The sequence below is a fragment of the Pelomonas lactea genome (assembly GCF_043555885.1).
GTDB lineage: Bacteria > Pseudomonadota > Gammaproteobacteria > Burkholderiales > Burkholderiaceae_C > Pelomonas > Pelomonas lactea.
Genome location: NZ_JBIGHX010000005.1, coordinates 171,180 through 192,092 on the forward strand (window position 1 = coordinate 171,180; position 20,913 = coordinate 192,092).

Sequence of the window (20,913 nt, forward strand, 5' to 3'; positions counted from 1 at the left end):
CCAAAACTTTCTCAGTCTGCCCAGCCCGCGAGCGGGTGGTGAGCCAGACTGCGGCAGATTCGACCGGTCCACTCCGAAGGCTGGGCCTTCAGCAATGTCGCCAGGGACTGGTCGTCCTTGCCATCTTTTCCATCCCCGGAAAGTACCGAGAAGACCGCCGCCCCCGAGCCCGTCATCCGGGCGTTGCCGAAGGTGTTCGACAACAGGGTCAACGCATCTCGCACTTCGCTGCTGATCGATTCTGCTGCGGGCTGCAGGTCGTTGCGACCGAAGTCTTGACCGTTGCCTTCGCAGATTCTTTCTGCAACTCCTGCCGAAGCGGGAAAGCCAGTGACTATAGCCAGCTTTTCGGACCTTGCCAAGAGTTTGCTTGAAAAAATCTCTTTGGTCGCCAGTCCGGCCGGTCCCTTGATGACGGCGAAGCGCTGCTCGGGCAACGTGATGGGGTGCAGGATCTCGCCGATGCCTTCGACGAAGGCCGGCCCGCCGCCGAGGAAGAACGGCACGTCCGCGCCCAGCTTCAGCCCCAGCGCCAGCAGGCGCGGCAGCGGCAGCCGCAGGTCCCACAGCCGGTTCAGCGCGAGCAGCGTCGTGGCGGCATCCGACGACCCGCCGCCCATGCCGGCGCCGGCGGGCAGGCGTTTTTCGAGGTGGATGTCGGCGCCCAGCGTGCAGCCGGTCTCCTGCTGCAGCAGCCGTGCGGCGCGCAGGCACAGGTCGTCGGCGGGCAGGTCACCGCCGAGCACGTCGTGGCGGGCGAGGCGGCCGTCGCTGCGGCGTTCGACGTGCAGCGTGTCGGCCCAGTCGATCAGCACGAAGACGGACTGCAGCAGGTGGTAGCCGTCGTCGCGCTTGCCGACGATGTGCAGGAAAAGGTTCAGCTTGGCCGGCGCGGCCAGGTCATGGAGTGCTTTCATCGCCCCCATCCAGTTTGGCGCGCAGCGTGACGACCGGCGCGGCCAGCCGCGTGGCGACGAGCGCCGGCGGCTTGGGCTCGATGCGCCAGCCGAGCTGCTCGAAGCCGTTGGCGGTCTTCTCGTGCGGCGCGGCGGGCCAGGGGCGGGCGCGGAGCCAGTCGAACAGCGCCGCCACCGGTACGGCCTCGCCCAGCAGCTCGCGGGTCAGCGCGTCCAGGGTGTCGAAGCGGCGTTCGCCGTCGGGCGTGGTCAGTGTGACGAGGCCCGGCGCCCAGGTGGCGCGGGCCACGAGCGTGCCCAGCGGCGACGTCAGCTCCAGCCGGCCCGCGTCGGGCCCGCCGAACAGCTCGAAGCTGGCCGCACCGCCGGTGCCGCGGTTGTGCTGGTCGCCGGCGACGGTGACGCTGATGCGCCCGCCCAGGCGAGCCTCGGTGGTGTCGGCGGGCGGGGCCTTGGGCAGCTGGGCGCAGCCGGCCAGCGCCACGGCCAGCAGCAGGGCGGCGGCCCTCACGGCTTGACCTTCAGCCGCTTCATCACGTCTCGCAGCGCCTCGTTGTCGGGCTCGCGCTGCAGACCTTCGGCGAACACGCGGCGGGCCTCGTCCTGCGCACCGCTGAGCCACAGCACCTCGCCCAGGTGGGCGGCGATCTCGGCGTCAGGCCGGCCGGCGTGGGCCTGGCGCAGCAGCCTGGCGGCTTCGGGCAGGTTGCCCAGGCGGAATTCCACCCAGCCCAGGCTGTCGACGATGAAGGATTCGCCGGGCGCGAGCTTGAGGGCCTGCTCGATGAGCTGCCGGGCCTCGGGCAGGCGCACGTTGCGATCGGCGAGCGAATAGCCCAGCGCGTTGTAGGCGTGGTGGTGGTCGGGCTTGAGCTCGATGACGCGGCGCAGCTGGGCCTCCATGTCGTCGAAGCGACCCAGCTTCTCGCTCATCATGGCCAGCTCGTACAGCAGGTCGGTGTCGTCCTTGAAGCGCTCGGTGCCGGCCTTCAGCACGGCGGCGGAGCCGGCGTAGTCGCGCTGCTCGCGCAGCAGTTGCGACTCGGCCAGCAGCGCCGCGCGGGCGTCGGCATCGCTCGCGTCGGCGGCGGGCTTGAGCAGCTTGCGCGCATCGGCCAGCTTGCCCTGGCGGGCCAGCAGGCTGGCGCGGCGGAACCTGACGTCCAGGCCGCTGCCGTCGACCTTCTGCAACGCGGCGTCGGCGGCCTTCAGGTCGCCGCGCTGCTCGGCCACCTGCGACAGCATCAGCCACGCGCTCTGGCGCCCGTCGGCGCGGGCCTTGATCTCGGCGTCGGTGCCGGCGGCGGGAACGTCCAGGCGCTTGAGGCTTTCGCGCAGCGCGGCCTCGGCGGCGGGCAGCTGCTTGAGCTCCAGCTCCAGCGCGCCCAGCGCCAGCCAAACGGCCGGGTTCTCGGGCGTGGCCTCGGTCAGCGCGCGGAATTCGCGAGCGGCGTCGGCCGGGCGCTGCGCCTTCAGCAGCGTGCGGGCATAGGCCTGGCGCAGCGCGTGCTGGTCGGGCTTCTTCGCCAGGCGCTCGGTGATGAGGCTCTCGGCTTGTGGCTCGACGGGCATCAGGTCGACCGCCAGCTGCATCGCGTCGTCGCCGTCGGGCATGGCCTGGTTGAGCTCGCGCGTCAGCGCCAGCGCGCGGGCGTTCTCGCCGGCGTTCAGCGCGAGGCGCGCCTCGGCGTAAAGGGCCGCGGGCTTGAGCGGGCCGGCCTGCGCCTGCAGCACCGGGGCCAGCGCGGCGAGCACGGCCTTGGTGTCGGGCGCGCGCTGGAACAGCCGCGGCAGCGACGCGATGAAGCCGGGCCGCTGGTCGGCCGGCGCCAGGCGCAGCAGCGCGCGCAGCGGCTGGGGCACCTCGGCGGGCTTGTTCAGCAGCGCCAGCAACTGCACGACGGTCTGCTGCGCCTCGACCGACGTGGGTAGCGTGTCGCCCCAGGCGCGGGCGGCCAGCAGCGCCTGGTCACCCGCGCGGGCCTGCAGCGCGATGTTGACGACGCGCTTGAACAGGGCCTCGTCGCCGGTGCGCCGGGCGGCATCCAGCAGCACCTGGAAGGCGACGCCGGCCTGGCCGTTGTTGAGCTCCAGTTCGCCGATCAGCAGCTGGTAGAACAGCGGCGCATCCATCGTCGAGTTGGTGAACGACGAGGCGGGCGCGGGTGGGGCCTCCTCGGCATGGACTTGCAGGCCCAACAACAGGGCGGCGGCGCAGGCGATGCGGCGGACGGTGAACGGCATTCAGACTCCAAGCCCCAGGGGCGAGGCGCTGATTATGATTTCCGTCCCATGCCCGAGTTGCCCGAAGTCGAAGTCACGCGCCGCAGCTTTGCGAACGCCATCCAGGGAGCCCGGGTGACCGGCCTGCGCCTGGGGAAGCCGCTGCGCTGGCCCATTGGCGTGGACCCCGAAACGCTGCTGGGCAGCGAGGTGGGCGCCGTGCAAAGACGGGGTAAATATTTGTGGCTGCCGCTCGAGAACCGCGGCGGGCTGCTGATGCACCTGGGCATGTCCGGTTCGCTGGCGTTTCTTGAAACCACGCCGGCGCCTGGCGCGCATGACCATTTCGACCTGCACACCGACCGCGGCCTGCTGCGCCTGACGGACCCGCGCCGCTTCGGCGCGGTCGTCTGGGGCGCGGCGCTGGACGCCGACCCCGTGGCGACGCTGCTCGCCGGCCTGGGCCTGGAGCCGTTCGACGAGCGCTTCGACGGCCTGCACCTGCACGCGGCGCTGAGCGGCCGGCGCGTGGCAATCAAGCAGGCGCTGCTGGCGGGCGACATCGTCGTCGGCGCCGGCAACATCTACGCCTGCGAGGCGTTGTTCATGGCCGGCATCGACCCCCGCCTGCCCGCCGGCAAGCTCAGCCGCCCGCGTGCCGACCGGCTGGCCGCTGCCGTGCGGCAGGTGCTGGGCCAGGCGCTGGAGGCGGGCGGCACGACGCTGCGCGACTTCCGCGACGCGCACGGCGTGGCCGGCAGCTTCCAGATGCAGGCGCAGGTCTACGGCCGCGAGGGCGAGCCTTGCCGGCGCTGCGGCACGGCCATCCGGCGCATCGTGCAGGGACAGCGCTCAACCTTTTTCTGCCCGTCATGCCAGAAGCGTTGACCGAGGACTTCGGCCGGACCGTCGTCGCCTGGCAGAAGCGCCACGGCCGCCACACGCTGCCGTGGCAGAACACGCGTGACCCGTACCGCGTGTGGCTGTCCGAGGTCATGCTGCAGCAGACGCAGGTGGCGACGGTGCTGGGCTACTACGAGCGCTTCCTGGCGCGCTGGCCCCGGGTGACCGACCTGGCTGCCGCGACGCTGGACGAAGTGCTGGCGCAGTGGGCCGGCCTGGGCTACTACAGCCGTGCGCGCAACCTGCATGCCTGTGCCCGGGCCGTGGCCGTGCTGCACGGCGGCCAGTTCCCGGCCACTGCTGCCGGGCTGCAGACGCTGCCCGGCATCGGCCGCTCGACCGCGGCGGCCATCGCGGCGTTCTGCTATGGGGAGCGCGTCGCCATCCTGGACGGCAACGTGAAGCGGGTGCTGTCGCGCGTGCTGGCCTTCGGCGGCGACCTCGCCAGCAGCGCCGCCGAGAAGAAGCTGTGGGACCACGCCACCGCGCTGCTGCCCGAGCACGACGTGGACCGCTACACGCAGGGGCTGATGGACCTGGGCGCGACCGTCTGCGGTGCGCGCTCGCCCGACTGCCTGATCTGCCCCGTGCAGCCGCTGTGCCGCGGGCAGCAGCAGGGCGACCCGACGCGCTACCCCGTCAAGACGAAGAAACTCAAGCGCGGCCGGCGCGAGAACTGGTGGCTGTGGGTGGAGAGGCAGGGCCAGGTCTTGCTGCAGCAGCGGCCCGCCACCGGCGTGTGGGCGGGGCTGTGGACGCTGCCCATGTTCGACGACGAGGCCGGTGCCCGCGCCGCGCTGGCAGGCGCGGAGCCCGAGACGCTGCCGCGCATCCAGCATGCGCTGACGCATTTCGACTGGGTGCTGCACACGCTGCGCGCCGAGGCTCCCGACGGCTTGGCGTCTGGCGGCACCTGGGTCGCACGCGACAGAATCGCGGAGTACGCGCTGCCGGCGCCGCTGAAGAAGCTGATCGAGGAAAGCTGACCATGAGACCTGACATCAAGAGCGGCGTCGAGTACGCACTGATCGCGTTGCTGGTGGCCGCCGTGTGCCTGTGGCAGCTCATCAGCGGTGCCAACGAGCCCGATCCGCCGCCGGCCCGCATGGCGATGATGGGCCTGGGGATGCTGGTGGCCGGCGCCATGCACTGCGTCTTCATGATGCAGCTGGTCAAGCGCACCGGCAGGGCGTTCGCGCCGTGGTTCGTCGCCATCGTCATCTTCATGCCGGTGGGCACGGCGGTGTTGCTGGCCCTGCTGCTCAGCGAGTCCGATTCGCCACAAAGTTGACAGGCGGCGGACAGGGCGCTCTTTCCGCATTGCCTACCCTCCGCGAAAGGGGCAAAGTCTTCTGAACAACTACAGGAGACAGCCGTGGACGCCTTGAAGAACCTGCGTGTCGGAACCCGGCTGGGCCTGGCGTTCGCGATGCTGCTGGCGTTGCTGCTGGCGATGGCCGGCATCGGCGCGCTGCAGGCCAAGTCCATCAACTACTTCGCCGAGTACTACCCGCAGAACATACTGCCGTCGCTGCGTGTCATTCATCAGATCGACGGCGCACTGTCGGATGCGCGGCGGCTGGAGCAGCAGCACATCCTGACGGATGACGACAAGGAGAAGAAGTCGCTGTCGGCGCGCATCGCGAAGGCGCGCACCGACCTGCAGCAGCGGCTCAAGGACTACGAGCCCCTCGTCACCGACGACCAGGACCGCGCGCTGCTGGGCAAGGTGAGCGAAGGGCTGAAGGTCTACCTGGCCGCGCAGGACAAGGTGCTCAAGGCGTCGGACGATGGGGCTGCCGACCCCACCCAGGCCACCGCCGCGCGGGACCTCACCTTCGGCCCGGCCCGAGCCGCCTTCACGCCGGTACGCGACACCATCAAGGAGTGGTGGGCCTACAACGAGAAGGTGGCGGCGGCCACCACCGAATCTGCCGAGGCGGCCTACGTCCGCGTGCTGTGGGTCTTCGCCATCGTCTCCGTCGTCGCGCTGCTGATCGGCGCGTTCGCGGCGCTGGTCATCACGCGGTCCATCACCGTGCCGGTGCAGCGCGCGTCCGAGGCCGTCAGGGCCGTCGCCGGCGGCGACCTGACCCTGCGTGTGCACAGCAGCGGCCGTGACGAGCTGGGCCAGCTGCTGTCCATGCTGGACGATATGACGCAGAACCTGGCCCGCATGGTGTCCGGCGTGCGCCAGGGCTGCGAGCAGCTCAACGTCGCCGCCGCCGAGATCGCGCAGGGCAACGCCGACCTGTCGGCGCGCACCGAGAGCCAGGCCTCCAGCCTGGAACAGACGGCCGCATCCGTCGAGCAGATGGCCGCGCAGATCAAGGCCAATGCCGACAACGCGCGCCAGGCCGACCAGCTCGCCAACCGCGCGTCCGAGGTGGCGCAGCAGGGCGGCACGGCGGTGGGCGAGGTGGTGGACACGATGGACGGCATCTCGGCCGCCAGCCGCAAGATCGGCGACATCATCGGCACCATCGACGGCATCGCGTTCCAGACCAACATCCTCGCGCTGAACGCGGCCGTCGAGGCGGCGCGCGCCGGCGAGCAAGGCCGCGGCTTCGCGGTGGTGGCCGGCGAGGTGCGCCTGCTGGCCCAGCGCAGCGCCGAGGCGGCCAAGGAGATCAAGAGCCTCATCGGCGACAGCGTCACCAAGGTCGAGAGCGGCAGCGCGCAGGTGCTGACGGCGCGCGAGACGATAGGCCAGATGGTCAACGAGGTGCGCCGCGTGACCGACCTGGTCGGCGAGATCACCGTGTCCAGCCGCGAGCAGAGCGAGGGCGTGGGGCAGATCAACGCCGCCGTCAGCCAGCTGGACCAGGCCACCCAGCAGAACGCCGCGCTGGTGGAGCAGACGGCCGCCGCGGCCGAGAGCATGCGCACGCAGACAGGCCGGCTGGTCGAGGCGGTGGCGGCCTTCCGCGTCGATGCGGGCCACGTCGTCGCGACGCACGCCTCGCCCCGGCCGGCGCCACGCCCGGTGGCGTCGCCCAAGCCGGCCCCGCACAAGCCGGCCGTGAAGGCGGCGGCCAGGCCGGCGCCCCCGGCGCCGGCCGCCGCAGCGCCCGCCCCCAGGCCGGCCGCACCAGCCCCGGCGTCCAGCGAAGGCGACTGGGAGACCTTCTAGCCGAACAGCGCCGCGAGGCGCCGCACGGCGTCCTCCGAGTGCTCGCGGTCGGGCCGCAGGTCGGCGTTGCCGAAGTCGTGCTCGCCCATCGCGGCAACGAGCAGGCCGTCGCGGCGCGGCAGCGCGACGACGTTGTGGCCGCGGTAGATGACCGCGTAGTCCACCTCGGGCTGCGGGATGAGCCGGGCGGTCTGCCCGCGCACCGGCGTCAGGCTGGCGTCGCCCAGCAGCGTGCGGGCGCCGTCGCCGGTGCAGTTGGCGATGACCGCCTCCGGCAGCCGGGCCAGGTCGCGCGGCGTGCGGAACTCGCGCTGCACCAGCTCGCCGCCGTCACGTGCGAAGTCGTCCAGCAGCAGGCGTTGGTAGGCCGGGATGTTGAAGACCAGCTGCGTGAACCTGCGCGCCTGCGCCTGGTGGAACGGGTGCTCGCCCGGCTGCAAGGCCTTGCCCTGCGGGCGCAGGTCGGCCACGCGGGGGTAGAGGTCGGGGTAGTCGGGCTCGCCGACATGGCCGGGCAGCGGCGTGTCGAAGCCGTCGTCGGAGACGACGAAGCCGTCGTGCCACTCGACCGGACCGGACGGCAGGCCCAGATAGCCCTGGTGCGCCTTGAACGACGCCCGTGCCATGGCCTCCCAGTCGGCGCACCAGGCCGCGGTGGCGTGCTCGCTGGCGGCGATGCGCGACTCGGGCGTCCACAGCCCCGTGGCGGCCGACGAGTGCACGCGCGGCGGGCGCTCCCGGGCGTAGAGCCGCACCTTGAAGCCGGCCTGCTGCGCGGTGCGCGCGGTCGTCAGGCCGATGGCGCCGGCACCGATGACGGCGATGCGCGCGGCCGGCTTCGCGTGCGCCTGGATCAACGCCAGCGCGCGCTGCGCCGAGCCCCAGCTCAGCGACCAGCCGCTGCCGCCGTGGCCGTAGTGATGCACCACGGTCTTGCCGTGCAGCCGCTGTGCCTCGATGCGCGGCCCCTGGGCGCGGAACGGGCGGATGCCGACGGCGATGTCGATGATGCGGTCCGTGCTGACGCGCATGGCCGCTGGCGCGCGCGGCGCGGCGAAGTCCAGCGCTGCGGCGGGCAGGGCGCAGGCGGCGGAGCCCGCCGCGAGCAGTTCGCGCCGGCGCATCACAACGCCTGCTTGGCCAGCGACTTGCGGATCAGCGCCGCGTCGCGCAGCCGCTGTGCCGAGCCGTCGGCGTCCAGCAGCACGACGGTGACGGGCCGCTTGCCGTTGAGGATGCGCATCGCCAGGCAGCGGCCCGCCTCCTCGGTGTAGCCGGTCTTGGAGACGCGGATGTCCCAGCCCTTGGCGCCCACCAGCCGGTTGGTGTTGCGGATCTCGCGCGGCCGGCCGTCCACCGGCACCTTGGCCTTCTTCACGCTCGTGATGCGCTCGATCTCGCCGTAACGCGCGGCGGCCGCGGTGATGGCGGCCATCTCGGTGGCCGTGGACGTGTTGGCCGGCGACAGCCCCGTGGGCTCGGCGATGGCCGTGCGGCTCAGGCCCAGCGCGCGGATCTTGGCCTGCACGGCCTTCACGAAACCGGCCTCGCCGCCGGGGAAGGTGCGCGCCAGCGCGGCGGCGGCGCGGTTCTCCGACTCCATCAGCGCCATCTCCAGCGCAGCCAGCCGCGTCATCTGCGTGCCGACGCGCACGCGCGACTTGCTGTGCTTGAGCGTGTCGACGTCGTCGTTGGTGATGCGCAGCTTCTCGTTGGGGTCCAGCTTGGCATCCAGCACCACCATGGCCGTCAGCAGCTTGGTCAGCGACGCGATGGGCACGACGGCATCGGCGTCGCGCGACATCAGCACCTTGCCCGTCGCGTCGTCGACGACGACGACATGCTTGGCGTTCACCGGCAGGCGCAGCTGCTGGGCGGGTGGCGGCGCGTCCTTGGCTGCGGCGGCAGCAGTGGCGGTGGCGGCGGGCGGCTCGGCCGTGTCGCGGCCCTTGGCCTGCACGACGAAGCTGGTCGCTGCGATCAGCAGCGCCGGCAGCGCCAGCTTCCAGCCGGTGGCCTGCGGGCGCGGCGCCAGCAGGCGCTCGATGCGGCGCAGCAGGTCGCCGCCGTGCGCGGCCAGTGCGACGTTCGGCGTGTGGCCGGGCGGCAGCTCGCTGAGCGCGTGCAGCGCCAGCGCCATGCGGCGGCCGCCGTCGTGCTGGCCCAGCAGCTCGGCCGAGATCTCGTCGGCCACCAGCTCGCGTTCGGCGCGCAGGCGTGCCGACAGCCACCACACCACCGGGTGGAAGAACAGCAGCGCCTCCACCACGCTCTGCAGCAGGTTGGCGACGTAGTCCCAGCGCCGCACATGCGCCAGCTCGTGGGCCAGCAGCGCCTCCAGCAGGTCCACCGGCAGGCGGCTCAGCAGCGCGGCCGGCAGCAGCACGCAGGGCCGCAGAACGCCCAGCGCGACGGGGCCGGCCAGGTCGGGCAGCAGGCGCAGCGGCACCGGGCGGCGCAGGCCCAGGCGGCGGGCGAGGGCGTCCAGCCGCGCCTGCCAGTCGGCCGGGGCCGGCGTGCTGCGCCGGCGCGCGCGCGCCACCCAGGCCAGGCCCAGTGCCAGCCGCGCCAGCATCAGCCCGGTGCCCAGCGCCCAGGCGCCGACGAGGGCCGGCATCTGCTCGGCCAGCGGCGGCAGCTCGGTGCTGAACTCAACCTCGGCGGGCGCGAGGTCCAGGCATTGCCACAGCGGCAACCCCAGGCACAGGCCCAGCGCCACGGCGCAGACGGCGTAGCGCCAGCGCGCCGACGCGCCGCGCAGCAGCGCCAGCAGCAGCGCGGCCACGCCGCCCACCACGGCGCCCTGCCAGACGAAGTTCAACAGGGCCCAGCCCCAGGCATTCATGACGATCTCCAGATTCAAGGCTGGTCTCCGTTTTTTGCCAGCAGCTGGCGGATCTCCGCGCGCTCCTTGGCACTCACATGGTTCTTCAAGGCAGCCAGCACCAGGGCCTTGCCCGAGCCGGCGAACGCCTTGGCGATGAAGTCCTTGACGAGCGACTGCTGCAGCTTGTCCTGCGCCTGCACGGGCGCGTAGCGCTGCGGGCGCTGGCTCTCGTCACGCGTCAGCAGGCCCTTGCCGTGCATGACCTGCAGCTGCCGCAGCACGGTGGCGTAGGTGGCGTCCGGGCGGTCGGGCAGCAGGGCTTCGTGAACGGCTTTCGCGTCGGCCGGGCCGAGGCGCCACAGCACCTGCAGCAGGTCGAGCTCGGCGGCGGTGGGCCGCGTGGAGGCGGGGTCGGTGTTCATGTGTTCAGCATAGATGTTCTAGAACTAAATGTCTAGAACTTGTGTTCTGACTCGGAAAACCCTTATCCCAAACTGCGATACGCGCCGCTCAACAAGGAATATTTGCTGCAGCGCACTTCTCCCTAAGCTGCCCCGGCATCCGTTTCATAAAAGACAACCCGGAGACAAGACTGATGATGACGACGAAGGCATGGAGCCTGCGCCGCTGGTGCGCGGGCGTGGTGATGGGCGCCGTTGGGGCGTTTGCGGCGGGGCCCGCGGCCGCGCTGGACAAGGGCGCGGACGTGAGCTGGGTCAGCCAGGAGGAATCGGCCGGCTACAGCTTCTACAGCGCGTCGGGCGCGAAGACCGACCCCTTCGTGCTGCTGAAGAACGCAGGCGTCAACACCGTCCGGCTGCGCGTCTGGGTCAACCCCAGCGGCGGCTGGTGCAACGGTGCCGACACGCTCTACAAGGCCAAGCGCGCCGTGGCGCAGGGCCAGAAGATCATGCTGACCTTCCACTACAGCGACTCGTGGGCCGACCCCGGCCAGCAGAACAAGCCGGCGGCCTGGTCCAGCCACACGCTGGCGCAACTGCAGACCGACGTCTACTCGCACACCCAGGGCATCCTCAGCTACCTGAAGAGCAACGGCGTGACGGTCAGCTATGTGCAGGTGGGCAACGAGATCAACAGCGGCATGCTGTGGCCCGAGGGCAAGGCCTCGGGCAGCAGCTTCGCCAGCCTCGTCTCGCTGATCAACAGCGGCTACAACGCGACCAAGGCCGTGTTCCCCGGCGCCAAGGTCGTGCTGCACCTGGCCAACGGCTACAACAACACCGTGTTCCGCTGGTTCTTCGACGGCATGAAGAACAACGGCGCCAAGTACGACGTGATCGGCATGTCGCACTACCCGACGGCCAGCAACTGGGGCACGCTGAACGCGCAGCTGTCCACCAACATGGCCGACATGGTGTCTCGCTACGGCAAGCCGGTCATCGTCGCCGAGACGGGCATGGACTGGCAGCAGGCCAGCGCCGCCAAGTCCATGCTGGCCGACGTGATGACGCGGCTGTCGGCGCTGGGGGCCAACGGCCTGGGCGTGCTGTGGTGGGAGCCGCTGGCCTATCCGGGCTGGCAGGGCTACACCTGGGGGGCCATCAACGGCTCGGGCTATCTGACCAGCGCCCTCGATCCGTTCTGACGTTCAGCCTGGGCGCGCCCTCAGCGCGCGTCCAGCTCGCGGTGGCGCTTCAGCACATGGCCGTGGTGGCCGAACTGGCGCGCCAGCATCTCCACGAGGTACACCGAGCGGTGCTGCCCGCCCGTGCAGCCGATGGCGACCGTCAGGTAGCTGCGCTGGTCGGCCGCGAAGTTGGGCAGCCAGCGCGACAGGAAGCCGGCGATCTGGCCCATCATCAGCCCCACCTCGGGCTGCGCTGCCAGATAAGCCGCCACCGGCGCGTCGCGCCCGGTCAGCGGGCGCAGCTCGCGGTCGTAGTAGGGGTTGGGCAGCACGCGCACGTCGAACACGAAGTCCGCGTCGCTGGGCACGCCGTGCTTGAACGCGAAGCTCTCGAACACCAGCGTCAGCTGGTTGCTGGCCTCGGGGCCCACCAGGTCGCCCAGCCACGCGCGCAGCTGCGCCGGGCGCAGCTGGCTGGTGTCGATGACGGTGGACTCGGCCTTCAGCCCGCCCAGCAGCTCGCGCTCCAGCTTGATGGCGTCCAGCAGCAGGCGGTGCTTGTCCTCCTCCGCGCCGTCCAGCCCGCCGAAGGCCGTGTCGCGGCCCTGATGGCGCAGCGGGTGCGGGCGGCGCGTCTCGGAGAAGCGGCGCATCAGCGCCTCGTTGCTGGCGTCCAGGAAGATGGAGCGCACCCGCACGCCGCTGGCGCGCAGCTGCTTGAGCAGCGGCAGCATCAGCGGCAGCGAGCCGGCCGAGCGCACGTCCACCGCGATGGCGACGCGGCGCTCGCCGCGCTGCTGCTCCAGGTTCAGGAAGTCCAGCAGCAGCTCGGCCGGCAGGTTGTCGACGCAGAAATAACCCGCGTCCTCCAGCGCATGCATGGCCACCGACTTGCCGCCGCCGGACATGCCGGTCAGCAGCACCACGTCACCCTGCAGCTCTTGTTCCGGGCTCATGATCGGGCCTTCTTCGCCTTGGCATTGGTGGTGGAGGCCGCCAGCATCTCCTGCGCATGGGCGAGGCTGGTGGACGAGAGACGTTCGCCGCCCAGCATGCGCGCGATCTCGGCCACGCGCGCCTCGCCGTGCACCGGCGCCACGCGGCTGGCGGTGGCGCCATCCTGCAGGCTCTTGGCGACCACCAGATGACGGTCCGCGCACGCGGCCACCTGCGGCAGGTGCGTGACGGCCAGCACCTGGCGCTGCCCGTCGGCCGCATGCCCCAGCTGCTTCATGAGCCGCCCCACGGTCTCGGCCACGGCGCCGCCAATGCCCACGTCGATCTCGTCGAAGATCAGCGTGCCCGGTGCCTGCCCGTGCGTGTTGGCGGCCTGGCTGGTCGTCACGGCGATGGCCAGCGCGATGCGCGACAGCTCGCCGCCCGACGCCACCTTGGCCAGCGGCCGCGGCGTGCTGCCGGCATGGCCGGCGACGAGGAACTCGGCGGACTCGACGCCCCAGCTCTGCGGGCCGTCGGTGGGCGGCAGCGCGATGTCGAACTGGCCGCCGGCCATGCCCAGCTGCTGCATCGCCGCCGTGACGGCCGCGGCCAGCTGCGGCGCGGCCTGCCTGCGCGCGCGGCTGGCGGCGGCGGCTTGCGTGTCGAAGGCCCGGCGCGTGGCGGCCAGCGCGGCCTCCAGCTGCGCGGGGTCGCTGGCGGCGTCCAGCGCGGCCAGCTCGGCGCGCCACTGCGCCAGCAGGCCGGGCAGCTCCTGCGGCTGGCGGCGGTAGCGGCGCGCCAGCGTCATCCAGGCCGACACGCGCTCGTCCAGCTCGGCCAGCCGCTCGGGGTCCAGGTCGGCCTTGTGCAGGTAGCCGGCCAGCGTGTGGCTGGCGTCGGCCAGCTGGGCCTGCACGTCGCGCAGCGCCTGCACGGCGGGCAGCAGCCGGGCGTCGTGGTCCAGCACGCGCTCCAGCTGGTCCAGTGCGCCGGCAGCCAGCGACTGGGCGCTGGGTTCGGCGTCGTCCAGCGCGTCCAGCGCCGACTTGGCCGCGTCAATCAGCGACTGGCCGTGCGACAGCCGGCCATGCTCGGCGTTCAGCTCGTCCCATTCGCCGTCGGCGGGCGCCAGGCGGTCCAGCTCGGCGATCTGCCAGGCCAGCCGCTCGCGTTCGCGCTGGGCGTCGGCCTGCAGGCCCTGCGCCTTCTGCAGCGCCTCCAGCGCCTGCTTCCAGGCGGCGTGGGCGCGCGCCAGCGGCGCCGTGTCCAGCCCGGCGAAGCCGTCCAGCAGCTCGCGCACGGCGGCCGGGCGGGTCAGGCCTTGCCAGGCGTGCTGGCCGTGGATGTCCAGCAGGTGGTCGGCCAGCTCACGCAGCTGCGTCAGCGTGGCGCTGCCGCCGTTGATCCACGCGCGGCTCTTGCCGGCGGCGTCGATGACGCGGCGCAGCAGCAGGTGGTCGTCAACGTCGAAACCGGCCTCGTCCAGCCAGCCGCGCAGATGGGCCGGCGTGTCGAACTCGGCCGTGATCTCGGCCTTGGCCGCGCCCTCGCGCACGACGCCCGCGTCACCCCGGCCGCCCAGCGCCAGCTGCAGCGCATCGATGAGGATGGACTTGCCCGCGCCGGTCTCGCCGGTCAGCACGGCAAAGCCGGGCTCGAAGTCGAGCTCCAGCGTCGGGACGATGACGAAATCCTTCAAAGAGAGGTGGCGGAGCATTTCAGTCGGCTACTGCTCAGTGGAACGTGATGCAAAAAATGCTGCGGGCCGAGCGCCGGGCCGCTCCCAAGCCGGCCCGCAGGCGATGTGCTTGCGGCTCGATGCCGCAAGCATCGCCGTCCCGTCGGGGGACCGGCTGGGCGCGCCGCGTTCAGCGGAGCGAGACCGGACGAGGGGCTTCATAGATACCAGCGGAGCTTGCGACGCAGCGTGGCGTAATAGCTCCAACCCTGGGGGTGCAGGAAGCGCACCTGATGCTGGCTGCGGCGCACGGTGATGGTGTCGCCGTGCAGCAGGCTGGCCAGGCTCTGCATGTCGAAGTTCACCGACGCGTCGCGGCCGGCCACGATCTCCAGCCGCACCTCGCCGCTGTCGGGCAGCACGATGGGGCGGTTTGAGAGCGTGTGCGGCGCGATGGGCGCCAGCAGCCAGCCGGCGATGCTGGGGTGCATGATGGGCCCGCCGGCCGACAGCGCGTAGGCCGTGGAGCCGGTGGGCGACGCGACGATGAGGCCGTCCGCCCGCATGTTGGCGACGAACTGCTCGCCCACCGACACCTTCAGCTCCACCATGCCCGACGTGCCGCCGCGGCTGACGACCACGTCGTTCAGCGCCAGCCCCGAGAAGATGGACTCGCCGTCGCGCAGCACGCCGCCTTCCAGCATCGCGCGCGACTCCACCTCGTAGTCGCCCGCCAGCACCGGCGCCAGCGACTCGCGCCAGCGCTCGATCGGGATGTCCGTGATGAAGCCCAGGCGCCCCTGGTTGATGCCCAGCAGCGGCACGCCGTGGCGGGCCATCTCGCGGGCGAAGCCCAGCATCGTGCCGTCACCGCCAACGACGACGGCCAGGTCGCAGGCGCGGCCCATCTCGTCGTGCGACAGCGCGTCGTAACCCGTCATGCCGGTGTTCTGTGCGGTCTCCGCTTCCAGCGACACATCGACGCCGTGGGTGCACAAGAACTGGGCAATTTCCTCCAGCACCGGCTTGATGCCTGGCGCCTGATGCTTGCCCACGATGGCGACATGTCTGAAGCGCTCGGCCATGCGGCAAATTACACCACAGGGGTATCGCCTCTCCTGGGAGCCGAAGGCCTGTTCTTAGAATGGGGCCATGCTCGACGAGCGCTCCAAATCCCTGCTGAAAACCCTGGTCGAACGCTATATCGCGGATGGCCAGCCGGTCGGCTCACGCACCCTGTCCAAGGCTTCGGGCCTGGAGCTCAGCCCGGCCACCATCCGCAACGTGATGGCCGACCTGGAAGACCTGGGCCTCATCGCCAGCCCGCACACCAGCGCCGGCCGCATCCCGACGCCGCGCGGCTACCGCCTGTTCGTCGACACCATGCTGACGGCCCAGCCCGGCCGGCTGGAGCTGGAGGCCCAGTTGCAGCCCGACCAGCCCCAGCGCGTCATCGCCAGCGCCGCGCAGCTGCTGTCCAACCTGTCCAGCTTCGTCGGCGTCGTCACGTCGCCCAAGAAGCCCAGCGTGTTCCACCACATCGAGTTCCTGCGCCTGGGCGAGCGGCGCGTGCTGGTCATCCTCGTGTCGCCCGATGGCGACGTGCAGAACCGCGTCATCTTCACCGCGCAAGACCTCACCCAGGCCGAACTCGCCGAGGCCAGCAACCGCCTGAACGCCAGCTACGCCGGCCTGACGCTGGAGGCCGTGCGCGAGCGGCTGCGCCACGAGGTGGACGCGCTGCGCGGCGAGATCGCCGGGCTGATGAGCGCCGCCGTGCAGGTGGGCACCGAGGCCATGGAACAGCAGGACGAGCAGGTCATCGTCTCCGGCGAACGCAACCTGCTGACCGTGCAGGACTTCAGCCACGACATGGGCAGCCTGCGCCGCCTGTTCGACCTGTTCGAGCAGAAGACCCAGCTGATGCGCCTGCTCGACACCTCCAGCCGCGCCGAGGGCGTGCGCATCTACATCGGCGGCGAAAGCCAGGTGGTGCCCTACGAGGAGCTGTCCATCGTGTCGGCCCCCTACGAGGTGGACGGCCAGGTCGTGGGCACGCTGGGCGTCATCGGCCCCACGCGCATGGCCTACGACCGCATGATCCAGATCGTCGACATCACGTCACGCATGGTGGGCCAGGCCTTGTCGCAGCGCTGAGCCAAGCCTGACTAGAATCCGCGCCTTCCCTCGGGGGCCGTTAGCTCAGTTGGTCAGAGCAGAGGACTCATAATCCTTTGGTCATTGGTTCAAGTCCAATACGGCCTACCACCCCTGCCCGCCTGCGGGCCCGGTGCGTGTGTTGAGGCGCTCCAGTAGACTGCACAGAATCCTGTCATCTACCCACCCAAGGAGCCGGCCATGGGCTTTTCAGCCAGCGATGTGGTGCCCTTCACCCAGGCGCGCGCCAACCTCTCCGAACTGGCGGACCAGGCCAAGGCCGGCGCCGAGAAGATCATCACCAAGAACGGCGAGAGCTACGTTGCCCTCATCGACGCCGCGCGGCTGGACTACTACCACCAGCTGGAGCGCGAGCGCATCCACCTGCTGCTGATTGACGACGCCCAGCGCGGCCTGGCCGACATCGAGGCCGGCCGCACCGTCGAGGCCGATGCCGCCATTGCCAAGCTGCAGCAGCGCCGTGCCGGCGCCACCCCGGGCAAGGCCGCCAAGAAGCGTGGCTGAGAGCCTGTACCGGGTCGAACTGACCGCCAGCTTCCTGGCGCGGCTGGACGCCATCGAGGCCTTCCTGACCGAAGCCGACGCGGCCTTCGCCTTCGACGACCTGCTGGACGAACTGCGCGCCACGGTCATCCCCAACCTGGCCCGCTTCCCTCGCATTGGGCGGCGCTACCTGGCCAACCCGCCGCAGTCGGCCGAGGCCCTGGCGCAACTCGCCCTGTTGCCCGCTGGGGCGGCTGGCGCGCTGCGCGAGTACCTGCATGACGACTACCTGATGCTCTACACGGCCGTGGACGCGCAGGCCGCGGTCTATCTGCTGTCCATTCGGCACCACCGGCAGCTTTCGTTTGATTTCGCCCGGCATTGGCCGGGCGCCAGCAAGACAACCAAAACATGACCATCCTTCTCGAAACCTTGCTCAAGGACAGCGCCTACAAGCTGAGTCAGTTCAAGTCCGAACACATCATTGGGCTCGAAGCGTCGATCTCGGTGAAGGACGCTGCCAAGAAGCCGACGCCTTACGTCACCTGTCTGGTCCGTGGCAAGCCGATCAAGCTCACACCGGAAGAGGCCATTCGGCAGCTCTTCTTGAGGGTCTTGCGCGACGACCTGGGCTACCCGGTCACGCGCATGCAGCTCGAATACGAGGTCACCTTCGGCCGGGAGAAGAAGCGCGCCGACATCTGCGTCTTCGACAAAGACAAGACTGACGCGCCTTACATCCTGATCGAGACCAAGAAGCCCAAGCTGAAGGACGGCAAGGAGCAGCTCAAGAGCTACTGCCACGCCACCGGCGCCCCCATGGGCGTGTGGACCAATGGCGACCAGATCTCGTACTACCACCGCAAGGACCCGAACTACTTCGAGGACATCCCGCGCATTCCAGCAGCCAGCCAGAAGCTGTCAGACATCCTCAGCGAGCGCTGGACCATTGAGGACCTTGCAGCGCGCGACAAGCTCGTCCACGAGCGCAAGTCGCTGAAGGACCTGATCCTTGAGATGGAAGACGAAGTGCTGGCCAATGCCGGCGTGGACGTGTTCGAGGAACTGTTCAAGCTCGTGTTCACCAAGCTGTACGACGAGCTGGAAGGCGGCCGCGACAAGAAGCGCCACCTGGTGTTCAAGAACTACGGCGAGACCGAGACCGAACTGCAAGAAAAAATTCAGGCGCTGTTCGACAAGGCACGCAAGCGCTGGGAAGGCGTGTTTTCGACCGACGCCCGAATCGAGCTGACGCCGAGTCATTTGGCGGTGTGCGTGTCATCGCTGGAAAAGGTCAAGCTCTTCAACTCCAACCTGGAGGTCGTGGACGAGGCGTTTGAGTACCTCATCAACAAGTCCAGCAAGGGCGAGAAAGGCCAGTACTTCACGCCGCGCTACGTGATCGACATGTGCGTGAAGATGCTCAACCCCCACGAGAGCGAGACGTTGATCGACACGGCCGCTGGCAGCTGCGGCTTCCCGGTGCATGGCATCTTCCATGTGTGGGAAAAGATCATGCAGGACGAAGGGCTGACCAAGAGCCACCTCTTCACCACCGAGAAGAAGCCCGCGCGCTGCGAGGACTATGTGCGCGACAAGGTGTTTGCCATCGACTTCGACGAGAAGGCCGTGCGCGTGGGCCGCACGCTGAACCTGATCGCCGGCGACGGCCAGACCAATGTGCTGCACCTGAACACGCTGGACTACGAACGCTGGGGCGAGCGCGTGGACACCGAAGCCTGGCAGGACGTGTACGGCGACGGCTGGAAGAAACTGCGCAAGCTGCGCGCTGCCAAGGACCAGAACCGCGACTTCAACTTCGACGTGCTGATGGCCAACCCGCCCTTTGCCGGCGACATCAAGGAGACCCGCATCCTGGCCAAGTACGACCTGGCCCGCTCGGTGAGCTTCGACAAGATCGGCAACGTCGATGCCGACGACAAGAACATCGTTGATGCCCGCGCGAAGGCGCCCGGCTTTGCCGAAGCCCTGCATGCCAGCCACGAGGTGATCTACCAGATGGCCGACGGCACCTACCGCAAGGTGAAGGTGAAGAACCAGAACACCGTCGGTCGCGACATCCTGTTCATCGAGCGCAACCTCAGCTTCCTGAAGCCGGGCGGGCGCATGGCGGTGGTGCTGCCGCAGGGGCGGTTCAACAACTCGTCCGACAAGTTCCTGCGCGAGTACCTGGCCGCGCATGGCCGCATCCTGGCCGTGGTGGGCCTGCACGGCAATGTGTTCAAGCCCCACACCGGCACCAAGACCAGCGTGCTGTTCTTCCAGAAGTGGAACGACGACCCCAAGGCCGGGCCGCTGTGCCCGCAGGTGGACGACTACCCGATCTTCTTCGCCACCATGCGCGAGCCCAGCAAGGACAACTCGGGCGAGAAGATCTATCGCCAGGGGGCGGATGGCAAGCCGCTGCTGGACGCCCACGGCCACCTGATCGTCAAGCACGACCTGTTCAACCACGATGGGCAGACCGAAGACGGCATCGCCGAAGCCTTCCAGGAGTTTGCGAAGAAGGAGGGCCTGCCTTTTTTTCCATGAGCCCCTTTGATGCCGCACGGTACGCGCGGTTGTTGAAGGGGCTGGAAGCGATCGAAAGACCGGCAAGCGACGTGTTCAGCCGCGAGCGGATGGACTCGGAGGCTTTTGCGAAAGCTGCCCTGGAACTGTCAGCACGACTGGCGAAGCTGCCCAGAGTGGACGCTGTGAGCCAGGTTGCCGCCGTATCTGACGGCAACCACCTCAGCATTGCCAATGAGTTTGGCGAAGCTGAAGGTGGCGTCCGCTATCTGCGCGGGCAGGATATCAACGGCGCAATGATGCTGGATGACCGCAATCCAGTCTTCATCCCGGAATCCGAATACGACAAGCTCGCTCGCTCACACATATTTCGCGATGACGTTCTGATCACCATCGTCGGCGCCAATACTGGGCAGACGGCGCTGGTGGACGCTGCCCCAGAAAAACTCACGGCGAACTGCAAGTTGGGCATTCTTCGCGCTAAGCGAGGCGTTATTGCGCCGGCCTATCTGCACGCGTTCTTGGCCGGCCGTTACGGTCAATCTCAGGTTCTCTCCGCTAAGCGTGGCGGTGGGCAAATGGGGTTAATTCTGCCTGACTTGAAGGCGCTTGCCATCGCCAGGTTCTCTGAGAAGTTTGAAGCGCGCGTTGCTTATGTCTCCATACTCGCACATCAGACCAACCGGGAGCGACAAGCGCATTTTGGGGGAGTAGAAGCAGTCCTACTGACAGCGCTAGGTCTGGGTGCCTGGAGAGCTCCCGAGTCATTGAGCTATGTCCGCCAAAGCAGCGAAGCATTCTCGGCTGCACGCCTTGATGCAGAGCATTTCCAGGAAAAGTTCTATTCTGCTCGCCAAGCCTTGTTGGATGCGGGCGCCAAACGTTTCGTTCCGCTGCCGGAACTACTGATCGCTCTGACCAATGGTCATACCCCGCTGAGGCACGATCTCAATGTTGGCGATGTGCCATTCCTGTGCGCTGAGCATGTCACGGATTTCAACATGAGTTATGAATCGGACAAACGCATTTTGCTGGAGCACCATCATGGTGAATTGGCGAGAACGGCTTTGCGCGACGGCGACGTTCTGTTCACCATCAAGGGGCGGGTTGGAAACGCTGCAATTGCCGAACGTGTGCCTGGCCCGGTCAACATAAATCAAGATGTCGGTCTGCTGCGATTCACCGATGAATTGCCACTTTGGTACATCGTTGCATACCTCAACTGCCAATTTGGCAAGCTCCAGTCAGAAAAGATGGCCACTGGAGCAATTAATCCATTCCTAGGTTTGTTTAGTATTCGTCAGTTTGAGGTCCCCGAGTTTGATCGCGGCGTTATGGAGGACATCGCGCGTCGGACACAGCGATTTGTAAGCAAGACTCGCGAGGCCAGCCAGCGCGCAACGCAATTACTTGACGCTGCCAAGCGGGCCGTCGAGATCGCCATCGAAGACAGCGAAGCCGCCGCACTGGCCTACCTTGACCGGGTAGCGCCTCGCGTCCATTGAACGCCAC

The 20,913-nt window shown here is 69.1% G+C and carries 19 protein-coding genes and 1 tRNA gene; 11 read left to right on the forward strand and 9 right to left on the reverse strand.

Annotated features, from left to right (window positions below; translation table 11 throughout):
- Positions 1-11: 11 nt before the first annotated feature.
- From ispE to ACG04Q_RS15885, 3 genes are read right to left on the reverse strand one after another with little or no spacing between them, the layout of a single operon-like run.
- Positions 12-917, reverse strand: a complete 906-nt coding sequence (ispE, locus tag ACG04Q_RS15875) for a 4-(cytidine 5'-diphospho)-2-C-methyl-D-erythritol kinase (protein ID WP_394511925.1) — start codon at positions 915-917, stop codon at positions 12-14.
- Positions 901-1,428, reverse strand: coding sequence for an outer membrane lipoprotein LolB (locus ACG04Q_RS15880; RefSeq protein WP_394511926.1), 528 nt, complete (start codon positions 1,426-1,428; stop codon positions 901-903). The genes ispE and ACG04Q_RS15880 overlap by 17 nt, the downstream gene beginning before the upstream one ends.
- On the reverse strand, positions 1,425-3,161 hold the full coding sequence (locus ACG04Q_RS15885) for a tetratricopeptide repeat protein (RefSeq protein WP_394511927.1): 1,737 nt from the start codon (positions 3,159-3,161) through the stop codon (positions 1,425-1,427). Before ACG04Q_RS15885 ends, ACG04Q_RS15880 begins: the two co-directional genes overlap by 4 nt.
- Positions 3,162-3,209: 48 nt before the next feature.
- On the opposite strand from ACG04Q_RS15885, the gene mutM reads away from it, so the two are divergent.
- From mutM to ACG04Q_RS15905, 4 genes are all read left to right on the forward strand, one after another.
- Positions 3,210-4,028: a bifunctional DNA-formamidopyrimidine glycosylase/DNA-(apurinic or apyrimidinic site) lyase gene (gene mutM / locus ACG04Q_RS15890; RefSeq protein WP_394511928.1), complete on the forward strand. Its 819-nt coding sequence runs from the start codon at positions 3,210-3,212 to the stop codon at positions 4,026-4,028.
- Complete coding sequence (mutY, locus tag ACG04Q_RS15895; RefSeq protein WP_394511929.1) at positions 4,013-5,029, forward strand: A/G-specific adenine glycosylase; 1,017 nt, start codon at positions 4,013-4,015, stop codon at positions 5,027-5,029. Before mutM ends, mutY begins: the two co-directional genes overlap by 16 nt.
- 2 nt (positions 5,030-5,031) lie before the next feature.
- A complete protein-coding gene (locus ACG04Q_RS15900) occupies positions 5,032-5,334 on the forward strand; it encodes a hypothetical protein (RefSeq protein ID WP_394511930.1) in 303 nt (100 codons plus the stop codon).
- 84 nt (positions 5,335-5,418) lie between these two features.
- On the forward strand, positions 5,419-7,176 hold the full coding sequence (locus ACG04Q_RS15905; RefSeq protein WP_394511931.1) for a methyl-accepting chemotaxis protein: 1,758 nt from the start codon (positions 5,419-5,421) through the stop codon (positions 7,174-7,176).
- On the opposite strand, the gene ACG04Q_RS15910 is transcribed toward ACG04Q_RS15905, so the two are convergent.
- The 3 genes from ACG04Q_RS15910 to ACG04Q_RS15920 are packed head-to-tail and all read right to left on the reverse strand — an operon-like array spanning position 7,173 to position 10,425.
- On the reverse strand, positions 7,173-8,300 hold the full coding sequence (locus ACG04Q_RS15910) for an FAD-dependent oxidoreductase (RefSeq protein ID WP_394511932.1): 1,128 nt from the start codon (positions 8,298-8,300) through the stop codon (positions 7,173-7,175). The two genes, ACG04Q_RS15905 and ACG04Q_RS15910, sit on opposite strands and share 4 nt — an antisense overlap.
- Positions 8,300-10,039, reverse strand: coding sequence for a M56 family metallopeptidase (locus ACG04Q_RS15915; protein WP_394511933.1), 1,740 nt, complete (start codon positions 10,037-10,039; stop codon positions 8,300-8,302). The genes ACG04Q_RS15910 and ACG04Q_RS15915 overlap by 1 nt, the downstream gene beginning before the upstream one ends.
- Positions 10,036-10,425: a BlaI/MecI/CopY family transcriptional regulator gene (locus ACG04Q_RS15920; protein WP_394511934.1), complete on the reverse strand. Its 390-nt coding sequence runs from the start codon at positions 10,423-10,425 to the stop codon at positions 10,036-10,038. The genes ACG04Q_RS15915 and ACG04Q_RS15920 overlap by 4 nt, the downstream gene beginning before the upstream one ends.
- Positions 10,426-10,598: 173 nt before the next feature.
- Here ACG04Q_RS15920 and ACG04Q_RS15925 point away from each other — a divergent pair, with 173 nt between their 5' ends.
- Positions 10,599-11,609: a glycoside hydrolase family 53 protein gene (locus ACG04Q_RS15925; protein WP_394511935.1), complete on the forward strand. Its 1,011-nt coding sequence runs from the start codon at positions 10,599-10,601 to the stop codon at positions 11,607-11,609.
- 20 nt (positions 11,610-11,629) lie between these two features.
- On the opposite strand, the gene rapZ is transcribed toward ACG04Q_RS15925, so the two are convergent.
- The 3 genes from rapZ to ACG04Q_RS15940 form a co-directional block, all read right to left on the reverse strand.
- Positions 11,630-12,547, reverse strand: a complete 918-nt coding sequence (rapZ, locus tag ACG04Q_RS15930) for an RNase adapter RapZ (RefSeq protein ID WP_394511936.1) — start codon at positions 12,545-12,547, stop codon at positions 11,630-11,632.
- The gene (gene recN / locus ACG04Q_RS15935; protein WP_394511937.1) at positions 12,544-14,247 is read right to left on the reverse strand and encodes a DNA repair protein RecN; all 1,704 of its coding nucleotides are present in this window, start codon (positions 14,245-14,247) and stop codon (positions 12,544-12,546) included. The genes rapZ and recN overlap by 4 nt, the downstream gene beginning before the upstream one ends.
- Positions 14,248-14,426: 179 nt before the next feature.
- The gene (locus tag ACG04Q_RS15940; RefSeq protein ID WP_394511938.1) at positions 14,427-15,293 is read right to left on the reverse strand and encodes an NAD kinase; all 867 of its coding nucleotides are present in this window, start codon (positions 15,291-15,293) and stop codon (positions 14,427-14,429) included.
- Positions 15,294-15,360: 67 nt separating this feature from the next.
- Here ACG04Q_RS15940 and hrcA point away from each other — a divergent pair, with 67 nt between their 5' ends.
- The 6 genes from hrcA (at position 15,361) to ACG04Q_RS15970 (ending at position 20,906) form a co-directional block, all read left to right on the forward strand.
- Entirely contained in the window at positions 15,361-16,365 is a 1,005-nt protein-coding gene (gene hrcA / locus ACG04Q_RS15945; protein WP_394511939.1) for a heat-inducible transcriptional repressor HrcA, read from the forward strand.
- A 34-nt stretch (positions 16,366-16,399) separates the two neighbouring features.
- Positions 16,400-16,476: transfer RNA gene (locus ACG04Q_RS15950), tRNA-Ile, on the forward strand.
- A gap of 90 nt (positions 16,477-16,566) precedes the next feature.
- A complete protein-coding gene (locus ACG04Q_RS15955) occupies positions 16,567-16,890 on the forward strand; it encodes a type II toxin-antitoxin system Phd/YefM family antitoxin (protein WP_394511940.1) in 324 nt (107 codons plus the stop codon).
- Positions 16,883-17,284: a type II toxin-antitoxin system RelE/ParE family toxin gene (locus ACG04Q_RS15960; RefSeq protein WP_394511941.1), complete on the forward strand. Its 402-nt coding sequence runs from the start codon at positions 16,883-16,885 to the stop codon at positions 17,282-17,284. The genes ACG04Q_RS15955 and ACG04Q_RS15960 overlap by 8 nt, the downstream gene beginning before the upstream one ends.
- Complete coding sequence (locus ACG04Q_RS15965; RefSeq protein WP_394511942.1) at positions 17,281-19,422, forward strand: type I restriction enzyme HsdR N-terminal domain-containing protein; 2,142 nt, start codon at positions 17,281-17,283, stop codon at positions 19,420-19,422. The genes ACG04Q_RS15960 and ACG04Q_RS15965 overlap by 4 nt, the downstream gene beginning before the upstream one ends.
- Complete coding sequence (locus ACG04Q_RS15970; protein WP_394511943.1) at positions 19,419-20,906, forward strand: restriction endonuclease subunit S domain-containing protein; 1,488 nt, start codon at positions 19,419-19,421, stop codon at positions 20,904-20,906. The genes ACG04Q_RS15965 and ACG04Q_RS15970 overlap by 4 nt, the downstream gene beginning before the upstream one ends.
- Positions 20,907-20,913 lie beyond the last annotated feature (7 nt).